General features: G+C 53.1%; 28 protein-coding genes. 15 read left to right on the top strand and 13 right to left on the bottom strand.

Annotation, left to right across the window (positions count from 1 at the left end):
• The first annotated feature begins 43 nt into the window (after positions 1-43).
• The 4 genes from H2Z33_RS07275 (at position 44) to H2Z33_RS07290 (ending at position 2,780) form a co-directional block, all read left to right on the top strand.
• Positions 44-1,072: a virulence RhuM family protein gene (locus H2Z33_RS07275; protein ID WP_063135323.1), complete on the top strand. Its 1,029-nt coding sequence runs from the start codon at positions 44-46 to the stop codon at positions 1,070-1,072.
• 263 nt (positions 1,073-1,335) lie between these two features.
• On the top strand, positions 1,336-1,821 hold the full coding sequence (gene tssD, locus H2Z33_RS07280; RefSeq protein WP_017383637.1) for a type VI secretion system tube protein TssD: 486 nt from the start codon (positions 1,336-1,338) through the stop codon (positions 1,819-1,821).
• Positions 1,822-1,830: 9 nt separating this feature from the next.
• Positions 1,831-2,196 carry a tlde1 domain-containing protein gene (locus H2Z33_RS07285; protein WP_023302859.1) on the top strand — a complete coding sequence of 122 codons (366 nt, stop codon included), beginning with the start codon at positions 1,831-1,833 and terminating at the stop codon, positions 2,194-2,196.
• On the top strand, positions 2,193-2,780 hold the full coding sequence (locus H2Z33_RS07290; RefSeq protein ID WP_225561440.1) for a hypothetical protein: 588 nt from the start codon (positions 2,193-2,195) through the stop codon (positions 2,778-2,780). The genes H2Z33_RS07285 and H2Z33_RS07290 overlap by 4 nt, the downstream gene beginning before the upstream one ends.
• A gap of 32 nt (positions 2,781-2,812) precedes the next feature.
• On the opposite strand, the gene H2Z33_RS07295 is transcribed toward H2Z33_RS07290, so the two are convergent.
• The 4 genes from H2Z33_RS07295 to H2Z33_RS07310 all read right to left on the bottom strand — a co-directional run bounded on the left by H2Z33_RS07295 (position 2,813) and on the right by H2Z33_RS07310 (position 5,698).
• Positions 2,813-3,256: a GNAT family N-acetyltransferase gene (locus tag H2Z33_RS07295; RefSeq protein WP_017383639.1), complete on the bottom strand. Its 444-nt coding sequence runs from the start codon at positions 3,254-3,256 to the stop codon at positions 2,813-2,815.
• 48 nt (positions 3,257-3,304) lie between these two features.
• On the bottom strand, positions 3,305-4,075 hold the full coding sequence (locus tag H2Z33_RS07300) for a GlxA family transcriptional regulator (RefSeq protein WP_225561439.1): 771 nt from the start codon (positions 4,073-4,075) through the stop codon (positions 3,305-3,307).
• 353 nt (positions 4,076-4,428) lie between these two features.
• Positions 4,429-4,908: a hypothetical protein gene (locus tag H2Z33_RS07305; RefSeq protein ID WP_017383641.1), complete on the bottom strand. Its 480-nt coding sequence runs from the start codon at positions 4,906-4,908 to the stop codon at positions 4,429-4,431.
• A gap of 1 nt (position 4,909) precedes the next feature.
• Positions 4,910-5,698, bottom strand: a complete 789-nt coding sequence (locus H2Z33_RS07310; protein ID WP_032652084.1) for a winged helix-turn-helix domain-containing protein — start codon at positions 5,696-5,698, stop codon at positions 4,910-4,912.
• An 834-nt stretch (positions 5,699-6,532) separates the two neighbouring features.
• Here H2Z33_RS07310 and H2Z33_RS07315 point away from each other — a divergent pair.
• The 6 genes from H2Z33_RS07315 to H2Z33_RS07340 are packed head-to-tail and all read left to right on the top strand — an operon-like array spanning position 6,533 to position 12,568.
• The gene (locus tag H2Z33_RS07315) at positions 6,533-7,135 is read left to right on the top strand and encodes a helix-turn-helix domain-containing protein (RefSeq protein ID WP_015570068.1); all 603 of its coding nucleotides are present in this window, start codon (positions 6,533-6,535) and stop codon (positions 7,133-7,135) included.
• A 52-nt stretch (positions 7,136-7,187) separates the two neighbouring features.
• A complete protein-coding gene (locus H2Z33_RS07320) occupies positions 7,188-7,772 on the top strand; it encodes a fimbrial protein (RefSeq protein ID WP_015570069.1) in 585 nt (194 codons plus the stop codon).
• A gap of 53 nt (positions 7,773-7,825) precedes the next feature.
• The gene (locus tag H2Z33_RS07325; protein WP_032104018.1) at positions 7,826-8,503 is read left to right on the top strand and encodes a molecular chaperone; all 678 of its coding nucleotides are present in this window, start codon (positions 7,826-7,828) and stop codon (positions 8,501-8,503) included.
• A gap of 23 nt (positions 8,504-8,526) precedes the next feature.
• Positions 8,527-11,052: a fimbria/pilus outer membrane usher protein gene (locus H2Z33_RS07330; RefSeq protein WP_063867152.1), complete on the top strand. Its 2,526-nt coding sequence runs from the start codon at positions 8,527-8,529 to the stop codon at positions 11,050-11,052.
• Positions 11,043-11,561, top strand: coding sequence for a fimbrial protein (locus H2Z33_RS07335; RefSeq protein WP_015570071.1), 519 nt, complete (start codon positions 11,043-11,045; stop codon positions 11,559-11,561). The genes H2Z33_RS07330 and H2Z33_RS07335 overlap by 10 nt, the downstream gene beginning before the upstream one ends.
• Complete coding sequence (locus H2Z33_RS07340) at positions 11,561-12,568, top strand: fimbrial protein (RefSeq protein WP_032104015.1); 1,008 nt, start codon at positions 11,561-11,563, stop codon at positions 12,566-12,568. Before H2Z33_RS07335 ends, H2Z33_RS07340 begins: the two co-directional genes overlap by 1 nt.
• 1 nt (position 12,569) lies before the next feature.
• On the opposite strand, the gene H2Z33_RS07345 is transcribed toward H2Z33_RS07340, so the two are convergent.
• Entirely contained in the window at positions 12,570-13,094 is a 525-nt protein-coding gene (locus tag H2Z33_RS07345; RefSeq protein WP_015570073.1) for a lipocalin family protein, read from the bottom strand.
• A 117-nt stretch (positions 13,095-13,211) separates the two neighbouring features.
• Between H2Z33_RS07345 and H2Z33_RS07350 the strand changes: the two genes are divergently transcribed.
• The 5 genes from H2Z33_RS07350 to H2Z33_RS07370 all read left to right on the top strand — a co-directional run bounded on the left by H2Z33_RS07350 (position 13,212) and on the right by H2Z33_RS07370 (position 17,489).
• Entirely contained in the window at positions 13,212-13,937 is a 726-nt protein-coding gene (locus H2Z33_RS07350; RefSeq protein WP_063135325.1) for a MerR family transcriptional regulator, read from the top strand.
• Between the two features lie 99 nt (positions 13,938-14,036).
• A complete protein-coding gene (gene uraH / locus H2Z33_RS07355) occupies positions 14,037-14,447 on the top strand; it encodes a hydroxyisourate hydrolase (RefSeq protein ID WP_017383647.1) in 411 nt (136 codons plus the stop codon).
• Between the two features lie 102 nt (positions 14,448-14,549).
• Positions 14,550-15,509, top strand: coding sequence for a YbgA family protein (locus tag H2Z33_RS07360; RefSeq protein ID WP_032646730.1), 960 nt, complete (start codon positions 14,550-14,552; stop codon positions 15,507-15,509).
• Positions 15,510-15,655: 146 nt separating this feature from the next.
• Positions 15,656-16,744, top strand: coding sequence for an AAA family ATPase (locus tag H2Z33_RS07365; protein ID WP_023295682.1), 1,089 nt, complete (start codon positions 15,656-15,658; stop codon positions 16,742-16,744).
• A 262-nt stretch (positions 16,745-17,006) separates the two neighbouring features.
• The gene (locus H2Z33_RS07370; protein WP_023298995.1) at positions 17,007-17,489 is read left to right on the top strand and encodes an Hcp family type VI secretion system effector; all 483 of its coding nucleotides are present in this window, start codon (positions 17,007-17,009) and stop codon (positions 17,487-17,489) included.
• A 24-nt stretch (positions 17,490-17,513) separates the two neighbouring features.
• Here H2Z33_RS07370 and H2Z33_RS07375 read toward each other — a convergent pair whose 3' ends face one another.
• The 8 genes from H2Z33_RS07375 to H2Z33_RS07410 all read right to left on the bottom strand — a co-directional run bounded on the left by H2Z33_RS07375 (position 17,514) and on the right by H2Z33_RS07410 (position 23,704).
• A complete protein-coding gene (locus H2Z33_RS07375; protein WP_015570079.1) occupies positions 17,514-17,831 on the bottom strand; it encodes a DUF1493 family protein in 318 nt (105 codons plus the stop codon).
• Complete coding sequence (locus H2Z33_RS07380; protein WP_045339827.1) at positions 17,831-18,283, bottom strand: STM2901 family protein; 453 nt, start codon at positions 18,281-18,283, stop codon at positions 17,831-17,833. Before H2Z33_RS07380 ends, H2Z33_RS07375 begins: the two co-directional genes overlap by 1 nt.
• A gap of 123 nt (positions 18,284-18,406) precedes the next feature.
• Positions 18,407-19,657, bottom strand: coding sequence for an HlyD family secretion protein (locus tag H2Z33_RS07385; RefSeq protein ID WP_017693988.1), 1,251 nt, complete (start codon positions 19,655-19,657; stop codon positions 18,407-18,409).
• Between the two features lie 6 nt (positions 19,658-19,663).
• Positions 19,664-20,413: a hypothetical protein gene (locus H2Z33_RS07390; protein ID WP_063135326.1), complete on the bottom strand. Its 750-nt coding sequence runs from the start codon at positions 20,411-20,413 to the stop codon at positions 19,664-19,666.
• A complete protein-coding gene (locus H2Z33_RS07395) occupies positions 20,410-22,506 on the bottom strand; it encodes a peptidase domain-containing ABC transporter (RefSeq protein WP_033487010.1) in 2,097 nt (698 codons plus the stop codon). Before H2Z33_RS07395 ends, H2Z33_RS07390 begins: the two co-directional genes overlap by 4 nt.
• 67 nt (positions 22,507-22,573) lie before the next feature.
• Entirely contained in the window at positions 22,574-22,759 is a 186-nt protein-coding gene (locus H2Z33_RS07400) for a hypothetical protein (RefSeq protein WP_001196016.1), read from the bottom strand.
• Positions 22,760-22,782: 23 nt separating this feature from the next.
• Positions 22,783-22,977 (bottom strand): hypothetical protein, encoded by a 195-nt coding sequence (locus H2Z33_RS07405; RefSeq protein ID WP_013094846.1) that lies wholly within the window; start codon positions 22,975-22,977, stop codon positions 22,783-22,785.
• A gap of 73 nt (positions 22,978-23,050) precedes the next feature.
• Complete coding sequence (locus H2Z33_RS07410) at positions 23,051-23,704, bottom strand: hypothetical protein (protein ID WP_006812468.1); 654 nt, start codon at positions 23,702-23,704, stop codon at positions 23,051-23,053.
• Positions 23,705-23,708 lie beyond the last annotated feature (4 nt).

Genomic DNA, 23,708 nt, shown 5'->3' on the forward strand with positions numbered 1-23,708 from the left:
TACTACGAGCTTACAGGCATCAACCTTATGAAGCGGAGGCAGCATGACATATGAGGAATTAATAAATTCTCCAGCCGGTGAGTTCGTCATGTTTGCCAGCAAGGATGGAAAAGTTCGCATTGAATGCCGCTTCGAAAGCGATACGTTGTGGCTCTCACAGGCCACGATCTGTGAGTTATACGGCAAAGCCAAAGCTACGATCAGCGGGCATATCAAGAATATTTTTGATGAGGGTGAACTGGTCGAAAATTCAGTTGTTCGGTTTTACCGAACAACTGCCAGCGATGGTAAAGTATATAACGTTCAATACTTTAGCCTGCCCGTCATTCTCGCCATCGGCTATCGCGTCCGATCCACGCGAGGTACGCAGTTCCGCCAGTGGGCCACCCAAACGCTCCAGGAATACCTGGTTAAAGGCTTCGTTATGGACGACGAGCGCCTGAAAAATCCGCCTGTGGGATCTTCCGCCGTCCCTGACTATTTCGATGAAATGCTGGAACGCATTCGCGATATACGTGCCAGCGAACGCCGGGTCTATCTTCGCGTGAGGGAGATTTTCGCATTAGCTGCTGACTATCAGCCGTCGCTCAAAGAAACCACGCAATTCTTTCAGACCATCCAGAATAAACTGCATTTTGCCTGCACTGGGCACACCGCTGCTGAGTTGATTCACCAACGTGCGGACGCCACTCAACCGCATATGGGGTTGACCAGCTATAAAGGCGAAGAAGTCCGTAAAAGCGATGTCACCACCGCAAAAAATTATCTGTCTCAGGATGAGGTGAGCGAGCTTAATCGCGTCGTTAATATGTGGCTCGATTTTGCCGAAGATCAGGCCAAACGCCGCAAGCAGGTATTTTTACGAGACTGGCAAACCAAGCTCGATCAGTTCCTGCAATTCAACGACCGGGACGTTTTAGAAGGCGCAGGAAAAATCAACAAGAAAGCGGCTGATGAAAAGGCGTGCTCAGAATACATCGAATATGAAAAAAAGCAGCGCCTGCTGAAAGAGGCCGGAGGTGAGAAAGATATTGTCGGCTTATTAAAATGGGGTAAGCAGGCTAAGCGCTAATCCCGGCATAGGTTCATTATTTAATGATATTCATCATTTCAATATTTGATGCTTTTTTTAGTGACTATTATTCTTGCGATGGAAGAATAGTCATAAATCAACCTTATAAATTTTTAAACGTCAATTGATACCATCCATATCTCGCAACTACAACTTTCTATTAAACCAACCAAAATTCTTTAACATTCCTGTTTTGAAATTAAAGTCACAATTTAAATCCATAATGAAGAGTAGTTTCCCTCAGTCTATAAAAGGAGATTGAGATGGCTATACCTGTTTACTTATGGCTCGAGGATGATTCAGGCCGGAGGATTAATGGATCTGTCGATATAAAAGATCGCGAAGGTTCAATAGAAGTGATTGAATTTATGCATTCTATAGAACAACCTATAGATAAATTCTCCGGTAAAATCACTGCAAAACGCATTTGTAGTACCTATGCATTCATGAAAGAGATTGATTCATCATCCTCTTATCTATACAAAGCCTTATGCACTGGGCAAACACTTAAAAAAGCAGAGTTCATATTTTACAGAATCAACTATAACGGACTTGAAGAGGCTTACTTTAAGACAACTTTAGAAAATGCAAGAGTAGTTCAAATTGAACCACTCATGTTTGACATTAAACTACCGCGAAACGAACGCTATACACATTGTGAATATGTAGATCTAACATATGAAAAAATAACATGGCATTACATAGATGGAAACATCATTCATTCTGATACCTGGAAGGAACGCGCTTAAGGAGAAAGTATGTCCTGGGAATATGATGTAAAAGAGCACAAATTTTATCTTGATGGTGTTTATCAGTTCGATGCAGATTATGCAGGAGCAAGTGGTTACAAAAACGATCCATCTCAAGAATGTGTAAAAAACAGTGGGCCTCTACCTCGAGGGAAATACACAATTGGGTCCCCTCATAATTCAGCCCACACCGGGAAATATACTCTCAGCCTCACGCCCTACTCGACAAATGAGATGTGTGGTAGAGACTCATTTAAAATACATGGTAAAAGCAGTTTGCACCCTGACGACTCTTCAGAGGGCTGCATCATTGCTCCTCTGAGTGCCAGAAGGAGTATCTGGAAAAGCAACGATACGGTATTGATAGTCAAATGAAGCGTTTATTTTGTTTATTGCCATTACTCGTTGCAGTCAGTTCGCACGTCTCAGCAACGGAAATGACCGGCTTCGCGACCGAGTATTACGATGAAGACGGATCATTGACGGAAATTTCTACAACAGTGCCCCTTTCACCGACCATCGCTATAGGCAAGCAAGCCGTACGAATGGAGGTTACTCACCTGTCAGATATCACCAGCACACCAGTTAACAAAGACAGCTCAGCACGCTGGGTCTGCCTTCATGACGACGATGGCACGAATTACTGGTTCATTTCTGATAACGAAATGGGTGCAGGATTGTTAACTGCGCTAGTTATTGCCAAAGATGGCATCCATAAAGAGTGTGCTAAAACAACGGAACCTGTCAGCGTCTCAGTCGCGAATGTTCCATTGTTGAATGCTACTCACAGGAATCTAATTGAAATGTTCGGCAAGAAAGGGATCGCCAAAAAGAAAGCGATACTTTTTTATCAGGAGACGCCAGTACAGAATGGATTCATCCAGAGTAATACGGTCTCGTATTACTTCGATGGCGAAAAAGTGCGTGGTGTAATCATCGGGCAAATTACCAGTAACTAGCTTGCAGACGCCCTCTCCAGAGGGAGAGGGCGTTAAGCCTGTCCACTCAACCGCATATGCAACAGCGGAAACGGATTCCCCTGCCCATCCAGTTCCGAGCGCCCGACCTGCTCAAACCCCATATGACGATAAAACGCCACCCCCTGCGGATTCTGCTCATTCACGTCCACTTCATTTACGCCGAATTCTGCAATGGCATATTGCAGCAGCATTTTCCCGATACCCTTCCCCCGGCTCGCATCATCCACAAACAGCATTTCAATGCGATTTTTATCCACGCCCAAAAAGCCGTGAATAATACCCACGTCATCCCGGGCAATCACAACCCTGAGATTAGGCAAATATGCGTTGAGCAATAACGGACGCAGCGCCGCGATATCGCTTTCCTGCAAAAAGCGGTGCGTGGCGCGAACGGACGACTCCCAGACTGCGACGAGGCGTTCAAATTGTGAGGGGTGTGCGGCTTCTATTTTCATGATGATATTCCGGTTGAGTAAAGTTTCAGGGCAGCAATGTAATAATATTCAGCTCTGCGACGTGCGCCAAACGCCAGGCGTACAACCATACTCCGTCTGAAAATGACGAATAAAGTGCGCGCAGTCGCTGAACCCCATCCGCTGCGCAATATCCGTCACGCTTTGCTGTGAGTTCTTCAGCAGCCAGCAAGCATAGCGCAGTCTGGCACTGCGGATAAATTCGCGGGCCGTTTTGCCGAATTCTGCGTGGAACAGACGGTTGAGCTGGCGTTCACTCAATGCCACTTCTCGCGCAAGCCCGGCGGTGGTGAGCGGCCGGGTCAGGAACTGTTCTATCAGCATGACGGCGCGGCGCAACCGCGAGTCAGGGATAAGCGCAAAATTCGCCGGACGCGGGGTGGCAATTTCATGCGGAACGAGCGACAAACGCTGACAGGTGGTGCTGGCGATATCATCCCCGGCATGGGCGCGGATAAGCTCAGTTGCCAGCGTCAGGGTGGAAATACCGCCCGGGCAGGTCAGCACATCGCCATCGTCGATGAAATCATACCCTTGCTCAGCATAAACCATCGGGAAAGCCTGCCGAAATGCATCAAGGTGGAAAGGATGGATGGACGCTCGTCGTTCATTCAGCAATCCTTCCTGTGCGAGGACAAAACTGCCGGTGCCAATGCCAATGAGCGGAACCCCGGCATGGTGGGCATGTGCCAGATACGCTTTATCCCCCTGATACCCTAAGTCCAGATACTGCAATTCACCGCCGATAACAGCAAGGTAGTTAAAACTGTCCGGCGGCGCATGGGGAGAATCCGGTCTCATGATAATCCCCGCATTGCTGATAATCGGGATATCAGGAAATTCACTTATCAGGCTGATTTTAAATGCTAATTTATCCTGAGCTTTCGCTGCATAACGCAGCGCCTCCAGCAACCCGGAGACGGCCAGGAGTGAATAACGGGGCCATAATATCAACCCAATATGCAGACACTTTTCCGGTACTGATTTCCCCCCATCGGAGGAGTCAAATACACTTTTCATTTACTTGCCAAATTTAAAATTAATTACATTATCGCAACATGATCTGTCGCACTTTTTATTTCTAAGGTAATCCTGATATTTTAAATCAAGCATAAATGAGACGGGAGGAAAATATAATGTTTTTCTCGTTTACATCATTCTTTTTTTGAACCACGACACACATATGTCGGTAATGTTCCTAAGGTAAAGATATAGTTACCATTATGTTGTTCATTGATCCGCATATAAATACTCTTGCCCGGATAGACAAAGAATTGCGGTTCATATTTTTCCAGCCAGCTGTCTTCGACATTATCGTCCGGGAACGTCATATTTTTTTCTGACGTCAGCAAATAGAGATGATCTTGTCTCTCCACCCGAAAGGAAATTTTCCTGTCAATGGTTTTACCCGGATCGCTCTTTGCCCGGCCATTCATGCTCAGGGTGCCGAGTTTCCCGTCGAAGGTGTAATTCAGCCAGACCGTCAGCGTCTCATCCGGATGGTGCTGTACCAGATTAGCCTGGCATGAAAAAGGCTGAACGTAAGTTCGGTGCCACAGGTAATAGCCCGTCAGCACGCCTGCGGTGACGAGGCCCGTCACGATGATATACAGCATCTGCCGAAAACGAGTCATGCTAGCTATCCTTCAGGAAATAATCAGATATACAGCGGTTCGGCTCTTTCATTGGCCGGTCGCAGCGAATAACCGACGCACGAGGAAGCAGAGCGTACCAGCTGATGTAAACCCAGGGATATTGCGCGCATTCAGCCTTGAATTGTTCCACATAGGTCAGCGCTGAAGCGCGTTCAGCGTGAGTCTGAATGTCATTCGCAAGATAAACGCGACAGGCTCCGACGGATGCCGCAAAACGGTAATCCTCAACAAAACGGTTTTCTGTGGCGTTCATATATCCCGTCACGCCTGCCCCGGCCAGGACGATCAATAGCCCCATGACGACAGCCAGCCAGCGCGTGGGCTTCCTGGCAACGGGCGTTGCTGGCTCGGAGGATGCAGAGACCTCCTCGATCGCTGGCGCCTCCACACATTGTCCCTCTGCGGGTTGAGGCGCGACGGGTGAAGACTCTCTGACGGTTATTTGCGTGTCGCTTGCCAGCGTCAACCCAATCCGCGGAATGGTAACGATAGGGTCAGTTTCAAAACCAATCTTTTTGAGCCCTTTGCGCAGGATGGAGATGTTCTGGTAATAGGTATTGGAGGAGACAAGCATGCCGCGGCTTTGCCAGACAATATCAAGGAACTCTTGCTGAGTGACAATCGACCCCGCTCTGTCGATTAATAACAACAGGCATCGGCCTGCTGGCGAATTTAACACAACCACACGGTCAGGATTGTTGATATCACGTAACGTGCTGGCCGCAGGATGAAATTCGACGATATTATTTATAATGTAATGCTTATGCATAGGGGCAGTATGAATTCTCCGGTTAACAGATGTTGAACCTGGGTCACCGCATGTATGGGATGACATTCACGTCGGGATTAATGTGACTGATTAACGTCATGCTGTATATCTTCGCCATTGGCGAAAAATCTTAATTTATATTTCATCCCTTAAGCTTCACTGAACCTGCATAAGAACTCAACCCTTGTAGAATGCGGCTTGCAGAGCCGCTTCATCCGCGATCATCCTCATTATGATGTTTTGTGAAGTGAATTTCCGCTCCACAGAAGTATCTGACTACCGGCAGCATCTCATTTATCAGGGCCTCATCTTTTGGCGCACTCCTCGCCTCTTGACATTGACAAATATCTACATAAAAAAACATTGTACGCCACGGACATGCGTGTCTAAAATATTCAGCACCCTTAAGCCTTAAGTTTTCTCAACCTGACCAGTATCAATAACTTACATGGTTTTTGTATGCTTTTAAGCCACCTTTCTATCAGTTTTTATCGATGATAACATTCGTAAATTGTTATTCCCCGTCAGCAACTTCACACCCGCACTGACACCAGACGACAAACTCCTTACAAAACATTTATCAAAGCTAAATTTTCATTAAAAATAGCGGCTATCATAATTTACAGAAAGCGAAGCGGAATAAGACCAATCAGAGGGAAGCGTCGTAACCGGTCTCGATCTTAGTAATTAATACAATTTTAGATTAATTCAGATTACCTCTTTATTGGCCGACGTATAGTAGGCCTACAGTATGCAATACGTCATTGCTTCGAGAATACTGGCGATAACCTTATAAATAATTCGCCTGATTACTATTATAAATCGAGGAATAACATGACGAACAATAGCCAAATAACACAGCATATAACTGTTGCACTGATGGGCGGCGATCATTATGCAAGAAACGGCATTAAAACGTTATTAAGCAGCATCCGCGACGACCTTCACATCATTATCATCGAAGGAGGTTATCAGGAACTGGATAAGGCGCTGTCGTCGATTCGTATCGATATCTTATTTATATCCGGCGCAGAGAAATACCATACAGGGTATGACTCACTGAAATATTTAAAAAAAATCAAAGTCACGCAGCCTGAAGTGATTATCTGCCTGTACTCAACCTCTGCCCATTCCCTGTTATGGGTCCGGGAAGATATTGATGCCTATATCTCGCTACAGAACACGGTTTATCAGTGGCGGATAAAGCTAGCAAAAATGGTCGATAGCCATTATCGACCCCAAAAGCAGCCAGCGGCGTTATCGCTGACGCCTGGAGAAAGGAGGGTATTAAAGGAACTCAGGAACGGACTGGATATACGTTACATCGCAGAACTGGAGAAACTTTCTTATCGCCGCGTGAGCGCCTTAAAAAGCTCAGCGATAAGGAAACTCGGGCTCAGGAATAAGACAGATTTGCTGGTCTTTTTAACCAGTTAGACCTGCCGCTTTCAGAGCAAATCTCGTAATAAAAAAATCAAGGAACTATGAAATGAAAGCACGCCTTACTTGCCATTCTCTGCTGGCATTAAGCATTGCCGCCCTGCTGCCAGCGGGCTCAGCACTGGCCGCCACCACCAGCGGCGGCACGGTTAACTTCAGCGGTAAAGTGGTGACCTCCGCCTGTGCCATCAGCGCCGGTAGCGCCAATATCGACGTCGACATGGGTGAAGTGCGTACCGCCACGCTGGCTGCCGCAGGCAGTGAAGCCAGTACCGCAAAAGCCTTCTCCATCACCCTGGAAGATTGCGAAATCGCCGATACCTCCGCGTCCACGGAAGATAACCCTATTGCCGCAACGACCGTGGCTATCACCTTCACCGGTACACCGGACAGTACCGATGTGAATAGCCTGGCCGCGGGAGTAAACGGCGGCGCGGGCTCGGCGCAGCATGTCGCTATCCGTCTTTATGACGAACAGGGCAACGTCGTCAGGCTGGGTGAGCCGGCAGCAGCGATCCCCCTGCGTGCGGGGGCGAACATCCTGAACTTCAGCGCGAAATATTACTCCCCACTGGGCAACGCCACGGCGGGTGATGCCAGCGCGGTCGCCACCTACACCGTGACCTATTCGTAATCTTCAGGCCCGGTCTGCTGGCCGGGTCTGACTCAGCTTTCAGGAGACGCACTATGCGCGTAAACACATGGATTTGTCTGGCTGGCACGTTATGTTCATCCGCCGTGTACGCAGGCGGCGTGGGGTTAGGCGCAACGCGGCTGATTTACACCGGCGCGGCTACGCAGACGATGATGCAGGTAAGAAATACCCACCCTGATGCCACGTTTCTGATCCAGTCCTGGATGGAAGACGAGAAAGGGAGCCGTACCAACGACTTCGTCATCACGCCGCCGCTGTACGTCATGAAGCCCGCCAGCGAAAGCGCGGTGAAAATCATGTTCAGCGGCGACGCCCTGCCAGCCGATCGCGAGACGCTGTACTGGATGACGGTCAAAGCTATCCCACAGCAGGTTAAAAACGGTTCCGGCAATTCGCTGCAATTCGCCTCTGCCAACCGCATCAAGGTCTTTTATCGCCCGGAGCGGCTCAGGGAAGGTGCAGGGGAGGCATGGAAAAACCTTGCCGGCGCCTACCGCGCGGGCAAGGTCACGCTGACCAACCCAACGCCGTATTACCTCACCACCATTAACGTGAAAATTGATGGCAGGCCGGTGTCGCCCGTCATGGTACCGCCGAAATCCAGCGTGACGCTGGCAGACACCTTCAGCCATGCGAGCAGCTTAAGCTACCAGACGATTAACGATTATGGCGCCTGGACGCCCGTTACCCGCACGTCATTGTCCCAATAATAAAAACAGTAAGGCGTGACCACATGAAAATTAAAATCCTGTGCGCCACGGCGATCGCCCTGGTGATTCGGCAAGCCGTGGCTGCCGAAAGCGAGCTGCAATTTAATCCTGCGTTTCTCAACGGCGAGCGCGCCAACAGCGCCGATCTCGCCTGGGTCAACGCCGGGAGCGCGTTGCCGCCGGGCGAGTACAATCTTAACGTGTATATCAACACCCAGTTCGCGTTCACAGGTAACGTCACGTTTCGCGTGGCTGAAAACACCGCCGGTGAAGCCCTGCCGTGCCTTACGCCTGCGCAATTCGCCGCACTTGGCATCGACAGCCGTCAGGCTAAAGGGGGTGAGCTGCCGCCTGCGCAGCGCTGCATTTTTTTAACCCAGTCATTCGCCGATACCCGGTTTGATTTTGACCAGAGGACGCTTACCCTTAACTTCACCGTACCGCAAAGCGCGATGCGCGCTCTGCCGCGCGGGTACGTCAGCCCGGAGAGCTGGGAGTCCGGCATCCCTGCCGCGTGGCTGAACTATGTGGTCAATGGCGCGAATAATGACTACCGGGGCGAGACGCGCACGCGGGAACAACAGCTGTTTGTGAGCCTCAACAGCGGCGCCAACCTGGGCGCATGGCGGCTGCGTGATTTCACCACGTGGACCAAAGAGAGTAACGAGCTCACCCACGTCCAGACCTGGCTACAGCGGGATATCCGCGCCCTGCGTGCCCAGGTTTATGCCGGTGAAACGTTCACCTCATCGCAGGTGTTTGACGCCGTTGGCCTGCGTGGGGTTGCCCTGAAGACCGATGACAATATGTTGCCCGCCAGCCTGAGCGGTTACGCGCCCGAAGTGCGTGGCATCGCGCGCGGCAATGCCACGGTGACGGTTCGCCAGAACGGTAACGTCATCTATCAAACCTCCGTTCCGCCGGGGGCGTTTGTGCTGAAAGATCTCTATCCGACCTCTTCCGGCGGCGATCTCGCGGTCACCATTCAGGAGAGCGACGGTAGCCAGACGCAATACACCCTGCCCTTTGCCAGCGTGCCGAATCTGGTGCGTAACGGTCAGGTCAAATATGCTCTGGGGGCGGGGAAATACCGCCCTGCGGGCAATCAGATCTCGCCCTCCTTCGCGCAGGGCGAGCTGTTCCTGGGCTGGAGATACGGCCTCACGTTTTATGGCGGGGCGCAGTTTTCCGATCGCTACAACGGCCTGGCCTTCGGTATCGGGCAGAATCTCGGCCGCTTTGGCGCCTACTCCCTCGACCTCACCCATGCCCGCAGCCAGCTGGCTGATAACCAGCACTACACCGGTGATTCGGTGCGCCTGCGGTACAGCAAGCTGCTGAACGATATCGGTACGCGAGTCAATTTCTTCTCGCTGCGTTACTCAACGGCAGGGTTTTATACCCTCAGCGATACCACTTACAAAGGCATGGCGGGCGGAGCGCCAAAACAGACCGTGGAAGACGATGGCACCGTCACCACTCACTACGACACGGTTTACAACCTGCATATGTCGCGTAAGGCAAAAAATAAGCTGCTGTTGTCGCAGCCGATGGGCGAATACGGCGCGCTGTCGCTGTCCTGGGATCAACAAACCTACTGGAATACGTCAAAAACCACGCAAAGTTTGCAGTTCGCGTGGAACGCGACGTTTCGTAACCTGTCGCTTGGCATCAGTGCCCAGCGTAGCTCTGGCCTGTACGACAACAAGAAAGACAATATCCTCGCGTTGTCCCTGTCGGTGCCGCTGGGTAACCCGGCGCTGTCGACCCGTCTCCGTTTTACCGCTACCCATGCGGATCCCGCTGGCACCACCGCCAGTACCGGTGTCAGTGGTTATCTGCCGGGGCAGGAGAATCTTTTCTATAGCGTCAACCAGCGCTACAGCGCGCAGCAGCACTACGGCGGCGATGCCGCGCTGCAATACGAGGGCGCGTGGGGAGACTATAACCTGGGCTACAGCTACGCCGGTGACTCCCGCAACCTCAGTTACGGGATGAGCGGCGGTGCGGTGCTGCATGAGGATGGTCTGACGCTGAGCCAGCCGCTCGGGAACACCAATATTCTGGTGAAAGCCCCGGGCGCCAGCCATGTCGCCGTGCTCAACCACAAGGGCATCAAAACCGACAGCCGGGGCTATGCGGTGATCCCGTACGCCACGCCGTATCGCGTTAATCAGGTTGCGCTGGATGTCACCACCGTGGGCAATGACGTGGAACTTGAGAACGCCATCGCCAATAAAATCCCCACCGACGGGGCACTGGTTCGCGCCACCCTCACCACGCGTCAGGGGGCAAAAGCGATGTTTATCGTACGTCACGCTAAACACGTGCTCCCCTTCGGTACGCTGGTCTCGTCAGAGGATGACAAAGCCAGCGGTATCGTCGGCGACGGCGGCAGCGTGTATCTGACCGGCCTGTCAGCGGAGGGAACCTTGCATGCCGTATGGGGGCGCGACAGCGCCCAGCGCTGCACGATCCGCTATGCGTTGAACCCGCAGAATTATCACGCCCGCACCGGGCTTTATTCCCAGGAGGTCATATGTCAGTAACCATCCGGTTCCTCCCCCTGATCCTGCTGATGTTCATCACCGTTCCCGCGCGCGGCTATGACGTGCTGGTTTCCGTGACCGGCAACGTGATCGGCAATACCTGCATTGTCTCGGAAGATTCGAAGGAGCAAAACGTGCCGCTGGGCACCCTCGGCGTGAAGCAATTTAGCGAGGCGGGCGCGGTCAGCAATATCAAAACGCCCTTCACGCTCACCCTTGAAGCATGCGGCCCCACCTTTGCTGGCGTGAAAATCCGCTTCAGCGGTACGCCGGATGACGAGAACCCGCAGCTTCTGAAAGTCGCTGACGGCGGCGCGACCGGCGTGGCGGTGCAGATTCTGGATAAAGACAGCGTACTTATCCCGCTGGACACCCAAACCGCTGCTTACGGCGCGGCGGGGGATGACAGCGTAAAAATGACCTTCTATGCGCGACTGGCCGCCACGGGTGCGCCGGTCAATGCCGGAGACGTTTCGGCAGTGGCGACCTGGACGACGGAGTATCAATAATGCGTTTACTGTTTTTAGCCCTGTTTTTCATGTCCTCTCAGGCACTTGCCCTCTCCTGGACATCGGATATCACCCTTTCGCCAACGCCTATGTCGTGGTCCGGCCCGGCAGACTCCATCGTGCCTGGAAAGACGATCGGCTCTGAATGGAGCGCCTCTGCGAGCGTCTCGGAAGTGTTCTGGTGCGGCCTGGTATTTACCTGCTCCAAAGGGACGCTGGAGCCGAGCAGCAGTATAACCGCCACCGGCATCACGGTTATTCTTGATGGCGCAAATTACATGGTATTTGAAACGGGCGTGCCCGGCATCGGCTTCATTCTTGGGCTTAAAGATTATAACGGCACCACCTATGTCCCGATGCAGACGGGCATTACGCAGAGCTATCCGGCCGATGGGACTAACGGTTACGCCACCGCACTGGGCTGGTCGGCAAAAGTGACGTTTATCAAGACCGGCGTTCCGCTGAAATCCGGCGTATACCAGACCCCGACCATTAACGCGGCGATCCTGACGGCCTATAACAACGAAGTGAAAACCGCGCAGGTGATCATCAACCCCACCACCATCACGGTGACGGCAAGCGGCTGCACGGTAGGCACAAAAAGCGCCAACGTCGACCTGGGCACCATTGATGTTCACACGCTGCCCAGCGTAGGCAGCACCTCGCCGTCGGGGGAGTTTAACGTCAGCCTGACCTGCGATGAGAACGTGGCGGTTAACGCAGTGATGACCGATCAGACCACACCGTCAAATACCTCGTCGGTCGTGACGCTGACCGGGGACTCCACGGCCTCCGGCATTGGCGTACAGTTTTTCTATAACGGTACCGGGCCGCTGATGATGGGGCCGGACAGCTCGTCCGCAGGTACGACGGGACAGTTTTTCATCCAGACCACCAGCTCGGCACAAACGCTGTCCCTGCCGTTCCAGGCGCAGTACATCCGAACCGGTGAACTGGTCCCCGGCTCGGCCAACGCCCTGGCAAGCATCACCTTTTCGTATCAGTAGGTTAGTGCTTCACCCACACCAGCTGATCGACCCGGAAGCCCAGCTCGCGTGCGGTGTTCAGGTAGTCCTGTTTTACCGCATCCGGAATGGTCGGGGTGCGCGATAAAATCCACAGATAGTCGCGGTTCGGGCCGCTGACCAGCGCGTACTGGTACTTATCATCCAGCTTGATCACGTTATAGCCGCCGTAGAACGGGCCGAAGAACGATACCTTCAGCGCAGCCGTGGTCGGTTCGCCGGTAAAGTACGCCTTTCCTTCGCTCTCATTCCATTTTTTCTTCACCGGATCGTAGCCGCGGTTCAGTACGCTGATACCGCCATCGCTACGCTTGCCGTACGTCGCGGTGACCTGTTCCAGACCGCGCTCGAAGCGATTTTCCAGTCGGGCGACTTCATACCATTTGCCGAGATAGCGGCTGGCATCAAAGCCGGTAATGGGCTGCACGCCTTTCGGCGGCGTGGGAGATTTACAGGCAACCAGCGTCAGCGCAATGGCGACACCGGTAACGACAGGCCATAGCCTCATGAGAACTCCTTTCATTTACGCGGTTGGACGTTAAGTGTAGCGCACCCGTGCGGCGCTTCATCCCGTCGGGGAATATTCGTAGTATATTGAGACAACTCCTTCTCTTCGGATGCAGACATGGCTTACTCCATCGGCGAATTCGCCAGACTCAGCGGCATCACCGCCACCACGCTGCGGGCGTGGCAGCGACGCTATGGCTTGCTCAAACCCGAGCGTACGGACGGCGGTCACCGCCTGTACAGCGATGAGGACGTTCAGCAGGCGCTGAAAATCCTCGACTGGATAAAAAAAGGCGTACCCATCGGTCAGGTAAAATCACTGCTGGAACGCCCTGCGCCGCGCCGCGCCAATAACTGGCAAACCCTGCAACAGGCCATGCTGCAAAAGTTGCAGGAGGGGAAAATTGAGTCCCTGCGTCAGATGATTTACGACGCCGGACGCGAATACCCAAGGCCAGAGCTGGTCACTAACGTGCTGCGTCCGTTGCGCAGCCAGATATCGGCCAACGTCGCCGCCGCCATGACGCTGCGTGAGATCCTCGACGGCATCCTCATCGCCTATACCTCGTTTTGCCTTGAGGGCGATAAAAAAGCGCCGGGCGATAACATCCTCATCAGCGGCTGGCATCTGAACGACCCCTGTGAGATCTGGCTTGAAGCTCTGACGCGCACCGGCCAGGGCCACCGCATCGACATACTGCCGGTTCCCCCTGCCGCGCTGGCCCCGGAAATTTTCCCGGACCGCAAATGGCTGCTGGTCACCAGCGGTAAACTTACCGCCGTGCGGAAAAAGCAGGTTGCGCAGTGGCAGCAGCAGGTTTCCCTTGAGGTGATTATCCTCTGATTATTTTCTGCTGAGGCAATCTTCACGAAAAGTTGAATATTTTTTCGCACAGCGAGTGCTAACGTTTTCCTGTCACCGACAACTCAACAGGAAAACACGATGAAAAAGACACTTCCTCTGATGATGCTGGCTACAATGGCTTTCGCGCCTGCCGCGTTCAGCGCCCCGGCAGGCACCCTGAGCGTTCACGTTCTGGACCAGCAAACCGGTATGCCGCCAGCGGATGTGGCCGTCACGCTGGAGAAGCAGGAGCAGGACAAGTGGACCCCGATTGCCAGCGGTAAAACCGACCACGACGGGCGCATCAAATCGCTCTATCCGCAGGATCAGGATATGGCGCCTGGCGTGTATAAAGTGACCTTCAAAACCGCCGATTACTTCCACGGTAAAAAGCTGGACTCCTTCTTCCCGGAAGTGCCGGTGCTGTTCACCGTCACCCGCACCAATGAAAAACTGCACATCCCGCTTCTGCTCAGCCAGTACGGTTACTCAACCTATAAGGGCAGCTGATTGCTCTTGATTTTAAAGACGGTTTAAAAATAATCCCGCCAATACTTGGACAAATACGCATTGTTGTGTAACTTTTAGGTATGAGATCGGGAGGTGCACACCATGACAACAAAACCTGTGCTGGGTATTAGCGGATGTTTGACCGGTTCCGCCGTTCGCTTTGACGGCGGGCATAAGCGTATGGGCTTTGTGATGGATGAGCTGGCGCAGTGGGTCGCTTTCCGTCCGGTATGCCCTGAAATGGCTATCGGCCTGCCCACGCCTCGTCCGGCGCTGCGTCTGGTGATGACCACCGGCGGCGAGACAGAAATGCGGTTCAGCAAAGCGCCGCACGATGACGTCACGCAGAAGATGGCCGCATTTACGGCAGATTATCTGCCGAAAATCGGCGATCTGGCGGGTTTTATCGTCTGTGCAAAATCCCCCAGCTGCGGCATGGAGCGCGTGCGGCTGTACGACGAAAACGGCAACCGGGGCCGCAAGGAGGGTGTCGGGCTGTTCACCGCCGCCCTCCTTGAAACTTTCCCCTGGCTGCCCGTCGAAGAAGACGGTCGCCTGCACGATCCGGTACTACGGGAAAACTTTGTTGAGCGCGTTTTCGCTCTCCACGAACTGAACGTAATGCGTAAAAATGGCCTGACGCGCCGTGCCCTGCTGGACTTTCACAGCCGCTATAAGCTTCAGCTTCTGGCGCACCATCAGGCAGGCTACCGTGAAATTGGCCCGTTCGTGGCATCACTGCACGAGTGGGACGATCTGGACGCGTTTTTCGTGGCCTATCGCGACAAGCTGATGACCATTCTGAAAAAACCCGCTTCGCGGAAGAATCACACTAACGTGCTGATGCACATTCAGGGCTATTTCCGTAACCAGCTGAACAGCCGCCAGCGTGGAGAACTGCGGGATGTGATCCTGCATTACCGGGACGGGCTGCTGCCGATCCTCGCGCCGCTGACGCTGCTGAAGCATTATCTGGCTGAATACCCTGACCGGTATCTGATGACGCAAAACTACTTTGATCCCTATCCTGATGATTTGGGTCTGCGTCTGGCCGTTACCTGATAAGAAAGAAGCGAAGGCCCTGTTGACCCACAGAGGCCCAAAGCAGTACCCCGTTTAGACGACACCCTCACTGTCGTCTTTTTTTTGCGCTCAGCGTAAAATACTGTAATTCTGTACAGGTTAAGCGTGCACAGCGGAGTACCCCGATGATCAAAAATTTGCATATTCAGAACTACCGCTCAATTCGCGATATGTCGCTTGAGCTGGAACAGCTCAATATCGTGTTCGGCCCCAACGGCACCGGAAAATCTAATATTTATAAAGCGATTTACCTGATGCACAGCGCGGCGCAGGGGCAATTCTCCCAGGCGCTGGCGAACGAGGGGGGAATTTTGAAAGTGTTCTGGGCGGGAAAAACCCGCAGCGACCAGCTGCGACGCATGAACCTGGCGGTGGAAACGGAAACCTATGAATATGAGCTTCAGGTCGGGTTCGTGGAAAAGCTGCCCTACCCCTCACAGTTTCAGCTCGATCCGGTGATCAAGGAGGAATCTATCTGGCTCGGCGGACAGCACCGTCGCCCGTCGTCACAGCTGATGAAGCGTAAGAATCAGGCGGTATTCCTGAACAACGTGCATCACGAAAAAGTGACCCACAGCGGCACGCTGTATGAGAACGAGTCGGTGTTCGGTCAGCTCGGTGAACCGCACCTCTACCCCGAAGTGTCGCAGATGCGCGAGTCCCTGCGTAACTGGCGATTCTATCACGAGTTTTCCGTCTCATCCGGCTCGGCGATCCGTGCCCCGCAGGTGGGCTTTCGTTCCCCGGTGCTGGCCAGCGACGGCGCGAACCTGGCCGCCGCGTTTCAGACCATTGTCGAAATTGGCGACGAGCTGCTGCTGATGCGCATTCTCGACCAGGCCTTCCCCGGCTGCGTGTTTTACAGCGACAACACCGGCGGGCGCTTCCGCATGATGATGCAGCGCGAGGGGCTGAGCAGACCGCTGGAACCGGCAGAGTTCTCCGACGGCACGCTGCGTTTTTTGTGCCTGGCGGTGGCGCTGTTAAGCCCGCGCCCTCCCGCATTCATCGCCCTCAACGAACCGGAAAACAGCCTGCATCCGCAGATGCTGCCCGCCCTGGCAAGCCTCATTGCCGAGGCCAGCCGCTATTCGCAGATCTGGCTCACCAGCCATTCGCCGGAGCTGGCGCATTTGATTGAGAAGCACCGATCGTTTTCGCTGTATCAGCTGTCGATGGCGGAGGGGGAGACGAGGATGGAGAGGCTGGGGTAATTGCCATCCTCACCGGTAGTGCTGAGAGAACCGCTTTTTATCTTTTCTGGAAGCGTTATAAGTTAACTCCTTATTTTGGTTAAAATTTGCCTGGTCAATGTCTTAAAAGGACATCGATTGGGTGTAAACATGATCTGGTTTCACCTTTCCATGCGTATAGCGGACATACGCTGGAGCGTATTGACATACTTGATGGAAAGGATAGGTATGGGGTTTTAAAGCACAATAATGACGTTATTCAACAAAATAAGGAAATAGAGAAATGTCTATACCAGCATACTTATGGCTTAAGGACGACGGCGGAGCATTAATCAAAGGCGGAGTTGATGTTCAGCACAGAGAGTGCAGCATTGAGGTAAAAGGGTTCCACCACAACCTCATGATCCCAACAGATAACGCAACCGGCAAAATAACCGGTACACGTATGCATTCCCCTATGCTGATCATTAAAGAATTCGACTGCTCTAGCCCATATCTTTATAAAGCAGTTGCGACAGGTCAAAGCCTGGTGTCAGCAGAAATAAAATGGTATCGGATCAACTACTCTGGACAGGAAGAGGAATACTTCAACATGCTGCTTGAAGGCGTGCGAATAGTTTCGATTTCACCAGCAATGGCACCAGGGGATAACCCTAACGAAAACCATATGGAAACGGTCGAACTGCGTTACGAGAAGATTACCTGGAAGCATAACGACGGGAACATTATCTTCAGCGATGCATGGAACGAACGCCAGTCAGCATAGAACGCACAAGGGGCGCTTAGCCCCTTAATCATACAACCAGCGCCCCGCTTTGGCAGACTCAATAATCATTTCGAGCGTTAGCGGCTTGTACTGACGATCTCGAAACTTCTTTCTAAGCCCAAACTGGTACCAAAAAAGCTCGGGCTCAAAGTAGTTATCCATGACAAAGTTGCTGTGCTCAATTTCATACCGGTTGAATAGGTCGAGCAGCATCTCCTCCAGATCTTCAGGGACGAGGTTAAAATGCTCCTGGAAGGTCCATTCCTTAAGGGCAGGACGCTTACGTTCACTGTAATTTTCAGTGATGTAATCTAAAAACTCTTGCTCATCCGGCAACAACATTAGAAATAAGTCCAGGCAATCCGATCTTTCGGTCGGGCAATGAGGTTGTACTTGTTTCTGGTTTCTCTGGCAACTAGGGCAAAGATAATTACCGCCTGGGCATAGCCAACAAAGGGAACTGCTCTTCCCACGACGGCCCCAACCTTATTTGTCTGTCTGGTTTTACCCATACCGATGATCGTCTCCACTCTCATGCCTTCAGGAAAGTGGCCCCCCTTTAAAATGCGACGCGCTACCTTAGACGCGATACTTGTACGCGAACCGGACGCACCCAATACCTTACGCTTGGGTAATATAGGCTGCCCCGCCAGGATTGTTGCAGCAGTCTCCACAGTTACGCCCAGATGGTTCGCCAGACCCTCAGCGAATATCAGCAAAAATAGCTCCTGTGGGGTTACGTTCGCATTCCCGTGATAGAAATACGTCCCGCCAGATTCCTCTACTGTGTCCATAGCATAATCCATTAATTAAAGAGATAAAGGTTAAACCCTTATCTTTATTAAGGATAACAAGGCAATACCACTTTGATTAAATTCAGAAAAGTGCCTGCATAAATGCTTTAAAATGAAATCGGGTCAATCGATAAACCGCTTGCGCACCCTTTCCAGCGGCGCAATCAGCAGATTGATGAGCGGCTTACGATCGATAACGATATCGGCGTTCACCGTCATTCCGCCCATCAGCATGCGCTTTTTCTTGTCCGGGTCGGTAAACCAGGAGGGGACGCGCACTTTAGCCAGGTAGTAGTTCTGCCCTTCCTGGAGCGGGATCAGCGCCGAATGGGCATCAATGTTTACCTCATAGAAATCGGACAACGTCGCCTCCACGGAACCGTATTTGTCCACGGGCCACGAGTCGAAGCGCAGCTTGACCTTATCGCCTTTCGCCACGCGCCCCACCCCCGTTGCCGGAACATACAGGTACCCCTCCATCGTCGCCGCGGTATTTTTACGGATCACCACCACCACCTCGCTATTTTGCGTAATGGCCCGGCCAGGCGGGAAGTTAATCGCCACCACGTAACCGTCGGAAGGGGCCAGCATCGCCATGGTGGAACTTCCCCGGCTGGACAGGTTGCGGTCAATTTCGCTGATGCGGTTTTTCACATACAGCTGCTCTTCGCTCAGAGAGTCAATTTGCGACTGGGTGCTGTCGGTCAGGCTGGTTTTTCGTGCCTCAAGCTCAAGAATAGTGCTCTCCTCCAGCGTCAGGTTGAGCTGCGCATTGAGCACATCGTTGTGGCTTTTATCGAGATCCACTTTGGATACATAGCCCTTCCCGGAGACGGATTTCCACGCCTCGTAGGTGTCGGTGCTGTTTTTTAACAACGCGCGCAGCTTCTTCACCTTATCGCGGGAAACGGCGATCTGCTTGTCAGTGAGAGCCAGCTGCTGCGCCAGATTTTTGCGATACGACGCAATCGAGTCCTCAATGGCCTGGATACGCTGCTCGCTGCGCTTCTTCTCCGCTTCCATCTGCTGGCGGTCAAACTGCACCACCGAGCCCTGCTTGCCGCCATAGTCCTGTGACACGGTGAACAGCGGATCGTTTTCCTTCACGTACTGGCCCGGCCGTACGGCAAAATCCACAAGCGTACCGGACTCTCTGGCGCGCACCTCCACATCGCCCTGCGCCGGGATCAGCACCCCGCGCGCCAGGGTGGTTTCCGAAAAGTTAAAGACAATCGCAAAGACCAGCAGGCAGAGAAAAAAGGTGATGAACAAGGTCAGCACGGCTTTCAGCCGTGGCGCGTTGATGTGATAGCTTTTTGAGAAATGATGCGGGATCAGCGCCCGCCGCTGTCGGCTTCGGTTTTTTAATTTCACGATATGTCATCCATGATAAATCACTGAAAGATCGTCCCATGCACTCCAGAGCGTGGGGGTTTTGCGCAGCGCGTTCAGCGTGTCGGCGGCGGCCTGACGGTAATCCTCTGGCGCATACGCCTGACTCTCCAGCCCAAACTCCGCCGTGTGCAGCGAACAGATCGGCAGCAGCGTTCGGACGCTGTAGCCATAGCGCGATAAAAACCGCGTTGAGACGTCCGTTAACCACGCCTTTTGATCCCCAGCCTGGGTGGAGAACAGCGGCGCATCCGGCAGGCGTTCGTCCATCAGCAGCACCGTCACCAGGCGGTGAGGGGCGAAAAACGAGCTGGCGCGTCGGCCTTCGTGCGCGGCCATTAGCTTATGCAGCGCAGTGTGACGGGTAATAAACTGAAAGCGCACATCGGCTGGCGCGGTGGCGAGCAGCGCATCCACGATCAGACCAAAGCCCGCCCAGCGCATTCCCAGAAGCAGGGTGCGAGATGAACTGTAAAACGCCTGCTCCTGCGTCCACTGCGCCACGTACGCGTGCAGATCGAAGCGGACGTTGCGCGCCCAAAGCGCGGGCGGGAAGATCTGCTCCACGAAGTTAAACCCGCTCAGCTCATGGGCGTTCTGATGCAGAAAATCAGCCGGGACATCGGCCTCCGGGCAGCGCATAAACTGGCTGTAGTTTTGCGTGATCCGGTTTGCCAGCAGCGTGCGCCCGGCCTGGCGCGCGCAGAGGCGCGCATAGAGGCGCGGCAGAAACATCATTGCTCATTCTCCCGCAGGGTGCCATTTTCCATGGTATAGAGACGCCCCTGACAGCCCACCACGTCCGGCGAGTGGGTAACAAACACCAGGCCAATCCCCAGGCTACGCAGGTTCGCCAGCACTTTCTGCGCGGTCGTTTTATCCAGGTTCGCCGTCACTTCGTCACAGAGCAGAAGCTTAGGCTGGCTGTACAGGGCGCGCGCCAGAACCAGACGCTGCATCTCCCCGGCAGAGAAAAAGGTGTTCCCCGGCAGCATCTCCGTTTCGTAGCCGTGCGGCAGCCTGGCGACGACGTGGTCCACCTCCGCCAGCCGACACGCGGCAATGACCTGCTCTTTATCCGGTGCGCTGTCAAAGCAGGCGATGTTGTCCAGAATCGAGCCGGTGAAGAGAATATCGTCCGCATGGACAATGCGGATGTGCTGACGCAGCGAGGAAAGATCGCACTCCTCAATGGGGATCTTATTGATCCGCAGCGTGCCAGACGATGACAGCAGCATGCCGGAGATCAGACGCAGCAGCGTGGTTTTTCCCGACCCGCTCTGGCCCACAATCACCGCTTCTTCGCCCTGCTTCAGGGTCATATTGATATGCTGTAGCGTGGCCTCCCGGCCAGGATAGGCAAATGAGACATCCTCAAATTGCAGACAGACCGGCGAGGTGACAATCCGCTTCCCAAACTGGCTGGTTTCAGAGGGGGCAAACAGCAGGTCGCCCACGCGATCCAGCGGCCCCTTGAGGGCATTTTTGTCCAGCAGCTTCTGCGCCACCTGCACCATGGCATCGGAAAAATAGCGCTTATAGCTGATATAGGCGTAAAGCATCCCGATGCTCATCTGCCCTTCCAGGATCAGCCACGCGCCAAAGCAGACCACCAGCAGCTGCTCGGCATTGATCACCAACAGCGAAGCCACGTCAAAGCGGGCCAGCAGCCGCTCTTTACGCATCAGCCCGGCGATGTGTTCGCGCTGGGATTTATCCATCACCGCATCCCGGGCCTGCTCCATATTGTTCGCTTTGAGCGTAATGATCCCTTTCTGCGTCTCCACCAGCAGGGATTCATACTGGGCGGTGCGCTCGATGGAGTCATCCACCGCGCGTTGATAGGGGCCGATCAGCGAAAAGCGGATCAGGAAAAACACGCCCATCAGCAGCATCGTCAGCAGCGCAATTTTGACGTTATACAGCAGCATAAACAGCAGGCTGGTGACGGCGATCAGGCTGGAAAAGAGAATTTGCACGTAACCATTGCTGATGAACTCCGCGCAGGCGTGGAGCGATTTCTCAATAGCCAGCACGATGCCCGGCGGGCGCGAGCGGAACCAGCTGGTCTGGGTGCGCAGCATGTAGTGGCGCACGGACTGGCTTAAATCGTCATAGGCAATGTTACGCATCAGGATCTCAAGCAACTGCTTGAGGAATTTACCGATGACTTCAAAGATAAAGACAATAGCGAAGATCGCGGTGAGCAGGATCACCAGATCGCTGTCGCTGCGGGAAATAGCCTCATCCATAATCAGCTGCACGTAGGTGGGGCTTGCCAGCATGGTGATGAGGGTAAAAATACAGAGCACAAACAGCAGCAGCTGGCGCTGGAACAGGCTCGGGGATTTATTGGCTAACCGGCCAAGCGTGAGCTTTTCATCCGGGGATTTCTTTTTGAAGCACGGCGTGGGCTTAAGCTCAAGAACATAGCCAGAAAAGAGTTTTTCCGCCTCTTTCAGACGGTAACGACGCACGCCGCTGGCGGGGTCGTGAACGGTCACGCTGCGGCTGTCGATCTTCACGATGACCACGAAATGGTTGCCGCGCCAGAAGGCGATGAGCGGCAGCTCAGACGTTTCTATTTCAGTGATTTCGCCTTTAAGCACCCGGCCAGACATATTTTTATCGCTGGCAAGGGTCATCAATTCCGCCATTGAGGTTCCCGCATCGGCGGAAACGGAAATCTCCCGGCGCAGCTGGCTGACGGAGACATGGTGGTCGTAGTGCCCCAACACCATCGCCAGGCAGGCCAGTCCACATTCGGTAAATTCATGCTGGCGAATAACAGGGGTCTTACCCTGTTTTTTATACTGAAAGAGCGAAAACATAATGATCCGTGGCTGAAATAAAAAAATGGCCCGGCAATGCGGGCCATGCGTACAACGTGCTTCTCGCTTAGGCGCTGAAGAAACCGCCGATGAAGCCGCCCACCAGGCCGAACACGCCGCCGATGGTGCCGCCCAGCGCGCCTAACATCTGGCTGCCCGCGTTATAGCCCGCGCTTGCGCCCTGAATAGCGGCAGCAAACGGATCCCAACCACCGATGATGGCCTGTGCTTTTTTGAAATCGATAACTTGCATGAGTCTTTTCCTGTTAACGTGAATTAGTTGTAGCTACCAACCAGCGCACCCAGGAAGCCCATTGCGCCACCCAGAATTCCGCCAACCACACCGCCAACCATGCCCATGATGCTTGCGCCGGTGTCGTAACCCAGCTGTGCACCTTTAACCAGACCAGCGAACGGGTTTAACGCGCCACCGATAATGTCTTTCGCTTCTACGAATGAAATCGCTTTCATTTTTATCTCCTGTAGTGATGGATCTTTAGCATGATGCTAAAGGCTAATTTCCTTTTATGAAGGAAAGCGGTTGCTACGGGCAGGTGGTAAGCGGAATGATTTTATTGCCATAAATAATCATCCGCCTTGCAGCCTGCCCGGCATTATCTATTTCCAGCCGTTGCCCCGGCGGAATATATTTTGAATTGTTGTATTGCGTACTGCACCCGACCGAGGAAACATATTTAAAATAGGTATTCCCGGTATTACTCACCACCCCGTTGCTAAACGCATAATCAAAATGTCGTGTCCATGGACGGACAATCAAAATAGCCTCAAGCGAGACCACCACATCCGACTGGATGCGCTGGCCTTTGCGCGTGATAACCTTTGCCTGGAGCGGCGTCTCGGTGAATTTTACGCGATAGTATCGCTCTTTGTTGTCATGCGGGCCGGTATAATAAAATTTAAAACCCGCGCGTTCACCGCTCCCCAGCGTTAATTGCTTAGGCGAATACATGACTTCGCCATCTTTTATTTCGGTTTCTTTTCCCTTCTCTTTAGGAACGTCTACCTGAATAAGCGAAACGGTATAATTCTGACGCTCGCTGGTATCGTTTTTTATCGGCTGAAAAACAACTTCTCTTTCGGGAAGAAAATCAATATTCAGACTTTCGATAATTAAAGCATTTGCCCCTGTGGAAATGAAGCAATTTATTGCAAAAATAGCCAGGAATTTTCCAGTCATGGTT

Origin of the sequence: Enterobacter sp. YSU (genome assembly GCF_016082135.1) — a bacterium.
In the GTDB taxonomy this organism is placed as follows: Bacteria; Pseudomonadota; Gammaproteobacteria; order Enterobacterales; family Enterobacteriaceae; genus Enterobacter; species Enterobacter hormaechei_C.

Coding starts and splice junctions, on each gene's coding strand:
- H2Z33_RS07275 (WP_063135323.1), top strand. CDS start 44: ATGACATATGAGGAATTAATAAATTCTCCAGCCGGTGAGTTCGTCATG.
- tssD (WP_017383637.1), top strand. CDS start 1,336: ATGGCTATACCTGTTTACTTATGGCTCGAGGATGATTCAGGCCGGAGG.
- H2Z33_RS07285 (WP_023302859.1), top strand. CDS start 1,831: ATGTCCTGGGAATATGATGTAAAAGAGCACAAATTTTATCTTGATGGT.
- H2Z33_RS07290 (WP_225561440.1), top strand. CDS start 2,193: ATGAAGCGTTTATTTTGTTTATTGCCATTACTCGTTGCAGTCAGTTCG.
- H2Z33_RS07295 (WP_017383639.1), bottom strand. CDS start 3,256: ATGAAAATAGAAGCCGCACACCCCTCACAATTTGAACGCCTCGTCGCA.
- H2Z33_RS07300 (WP_225561439.1), bottom strand. CDS start 4,075: ATGAGACCGGATTCTCCCCATGCGCCGCCGGACAGTTTTAACTACCTT.
- H2Z33_RS07305 (WP_017383641.1), bottom strand. CDS start 4,908: ATGACTCGTTTTCGGCAGATGCTGTATATCATCGTGACGGGCCTCGTC.
- H2Z33_RS07310 (WP_032652084.1), bottom strand. CDS start 5,698: ATGCATAAGCATTACATTATAAATAATATCGTCGAATTTCATCCTGCG.
- H2Z33_RS07315 (WP_015570068.1), top strand. CDS start 6,533: ATGACGAACAATAGCCAAATAACACAGCATATAACTGTTGCACTGATG.
- H2Z33_RS07320 (WP_015570069.1), top strand. CDS start 7,188: ATGAAAGCACGCCTTACTTGCCATTCTCTGCTGGCATTAAGCATTGCC.
- H2Z33_RS07325 (WP_032104018.1), top strand. CDS start 7,826: ATGCGCGTAAACACATGGATTTGTCTGGCTGGCACGTTATGTTCATCC.
- H2Z33_RS07330 (WP_063867152.1), top strand. CDS start 8,527: ATGAAAATTAAAATCCTGTGCGCCACGGCGATCGCCCTGGTGATTCGG.
- H2Z33_RS07335 (WP_015570071.1), top strand. CDS start 11,043: ATGTCAGTAACCATCCGGTTCCTCCCCCTGATCCTGCTGATGTTCATC.
- H2Z33_RS07340 (WP_032104015.1), top strand. CDS start 11,561: ATGCGTTTACTGTTTTTAGCCCTGTTTTTCATGTCCTCTCAGGCACTT.
- H2Z33_RS07345 (WP_015570073.1), bottom strand. CDS start 13,094: ATGAGGCTATGGCCTGTCGTTACCGGTGTCGCCATTGCGCTGACGCTG.
- H2Z33_RS07350 (WP_063135325.1), top strand. CDS start 13,212: ATGGCTTACTCCATCGGCGAATTCGCCAGACTCAGCGGCATCACCGCC.
- uraH (WP_017383647.1), top strand. CDS start 14,037: ATGAAAAAGACACTTCCTCTGATGATGCTGGCTACAATGGCTTTCGCG.
- H2Z33_RS07360 (WP_032646730.1), top strand. CDS start 14,550: ATGACAACAAAACCTGTGCTGGGTATTAGCGGATGTTTGACCGGTTCC.
- H2Z33_RS07365 (WP_023295682.1), top strand. CDS start 15,656: ATGATCAAAAATTTGCATATTCAGAACTACCGCTCAATTCGCGATATG.
- H2Z33_RS07370 (WP_023298995.1), top strand. CDS start 17,007: ATGTCTATACCAGCATACTTATGGCTTAAGGACGACGGCGGAGCATTA.
- H2Z33_RS07375 (WP_015570079.1), bottom strand. CDS start 17,831: ATGTTGTTGCCGGATGAGCAAGAGTTTTTAGATTACATCACTGAAAAT.
- H2Z33_RS07380 (WP_045339827.1), bottom strand. CDS start 18,283: ATGGACACAGTAGAGGAATCTGGCGGGACGTATTTCTATCACGGGAAT.
- H2Z33_RS07390 (WP_063135326.1), bottom strand. CDS start 20,413: ATGATGTTTCTGCCGCGCCTCTATGCGCGCCTCTGCGCGCGCCAGGCC.
- H2Z33_RS07395 (WP_033487010.1), bottom strand. CDS start 22,506: ATGTTTTCGCTCTTTCAGTATAAAAAACAGGGTAAGACCCCTGTTATT.
- H2Z33_RS07400 (WP_001196016.1), bottom strand. CDS start 22,759: ATGCAAGTTATCGATTTCAAAAAAGCACAGGCCATCATCGGTGGTTGG.
- H2Z33_RS07405 (WP_013094846.1), bottom strand. CDS start 22,977: ATGAAAGCGATTTCATTCGTAGAAGCGAAAGACATTATCGGTGGCGCG.
- H2Z33_RS07410 (WP_006812468.1), bottom strand. CDS start 23,704: ATGACTGGAAAATTCCTGGCTATTTTTGCAATAAATTGCTTCATTTCC.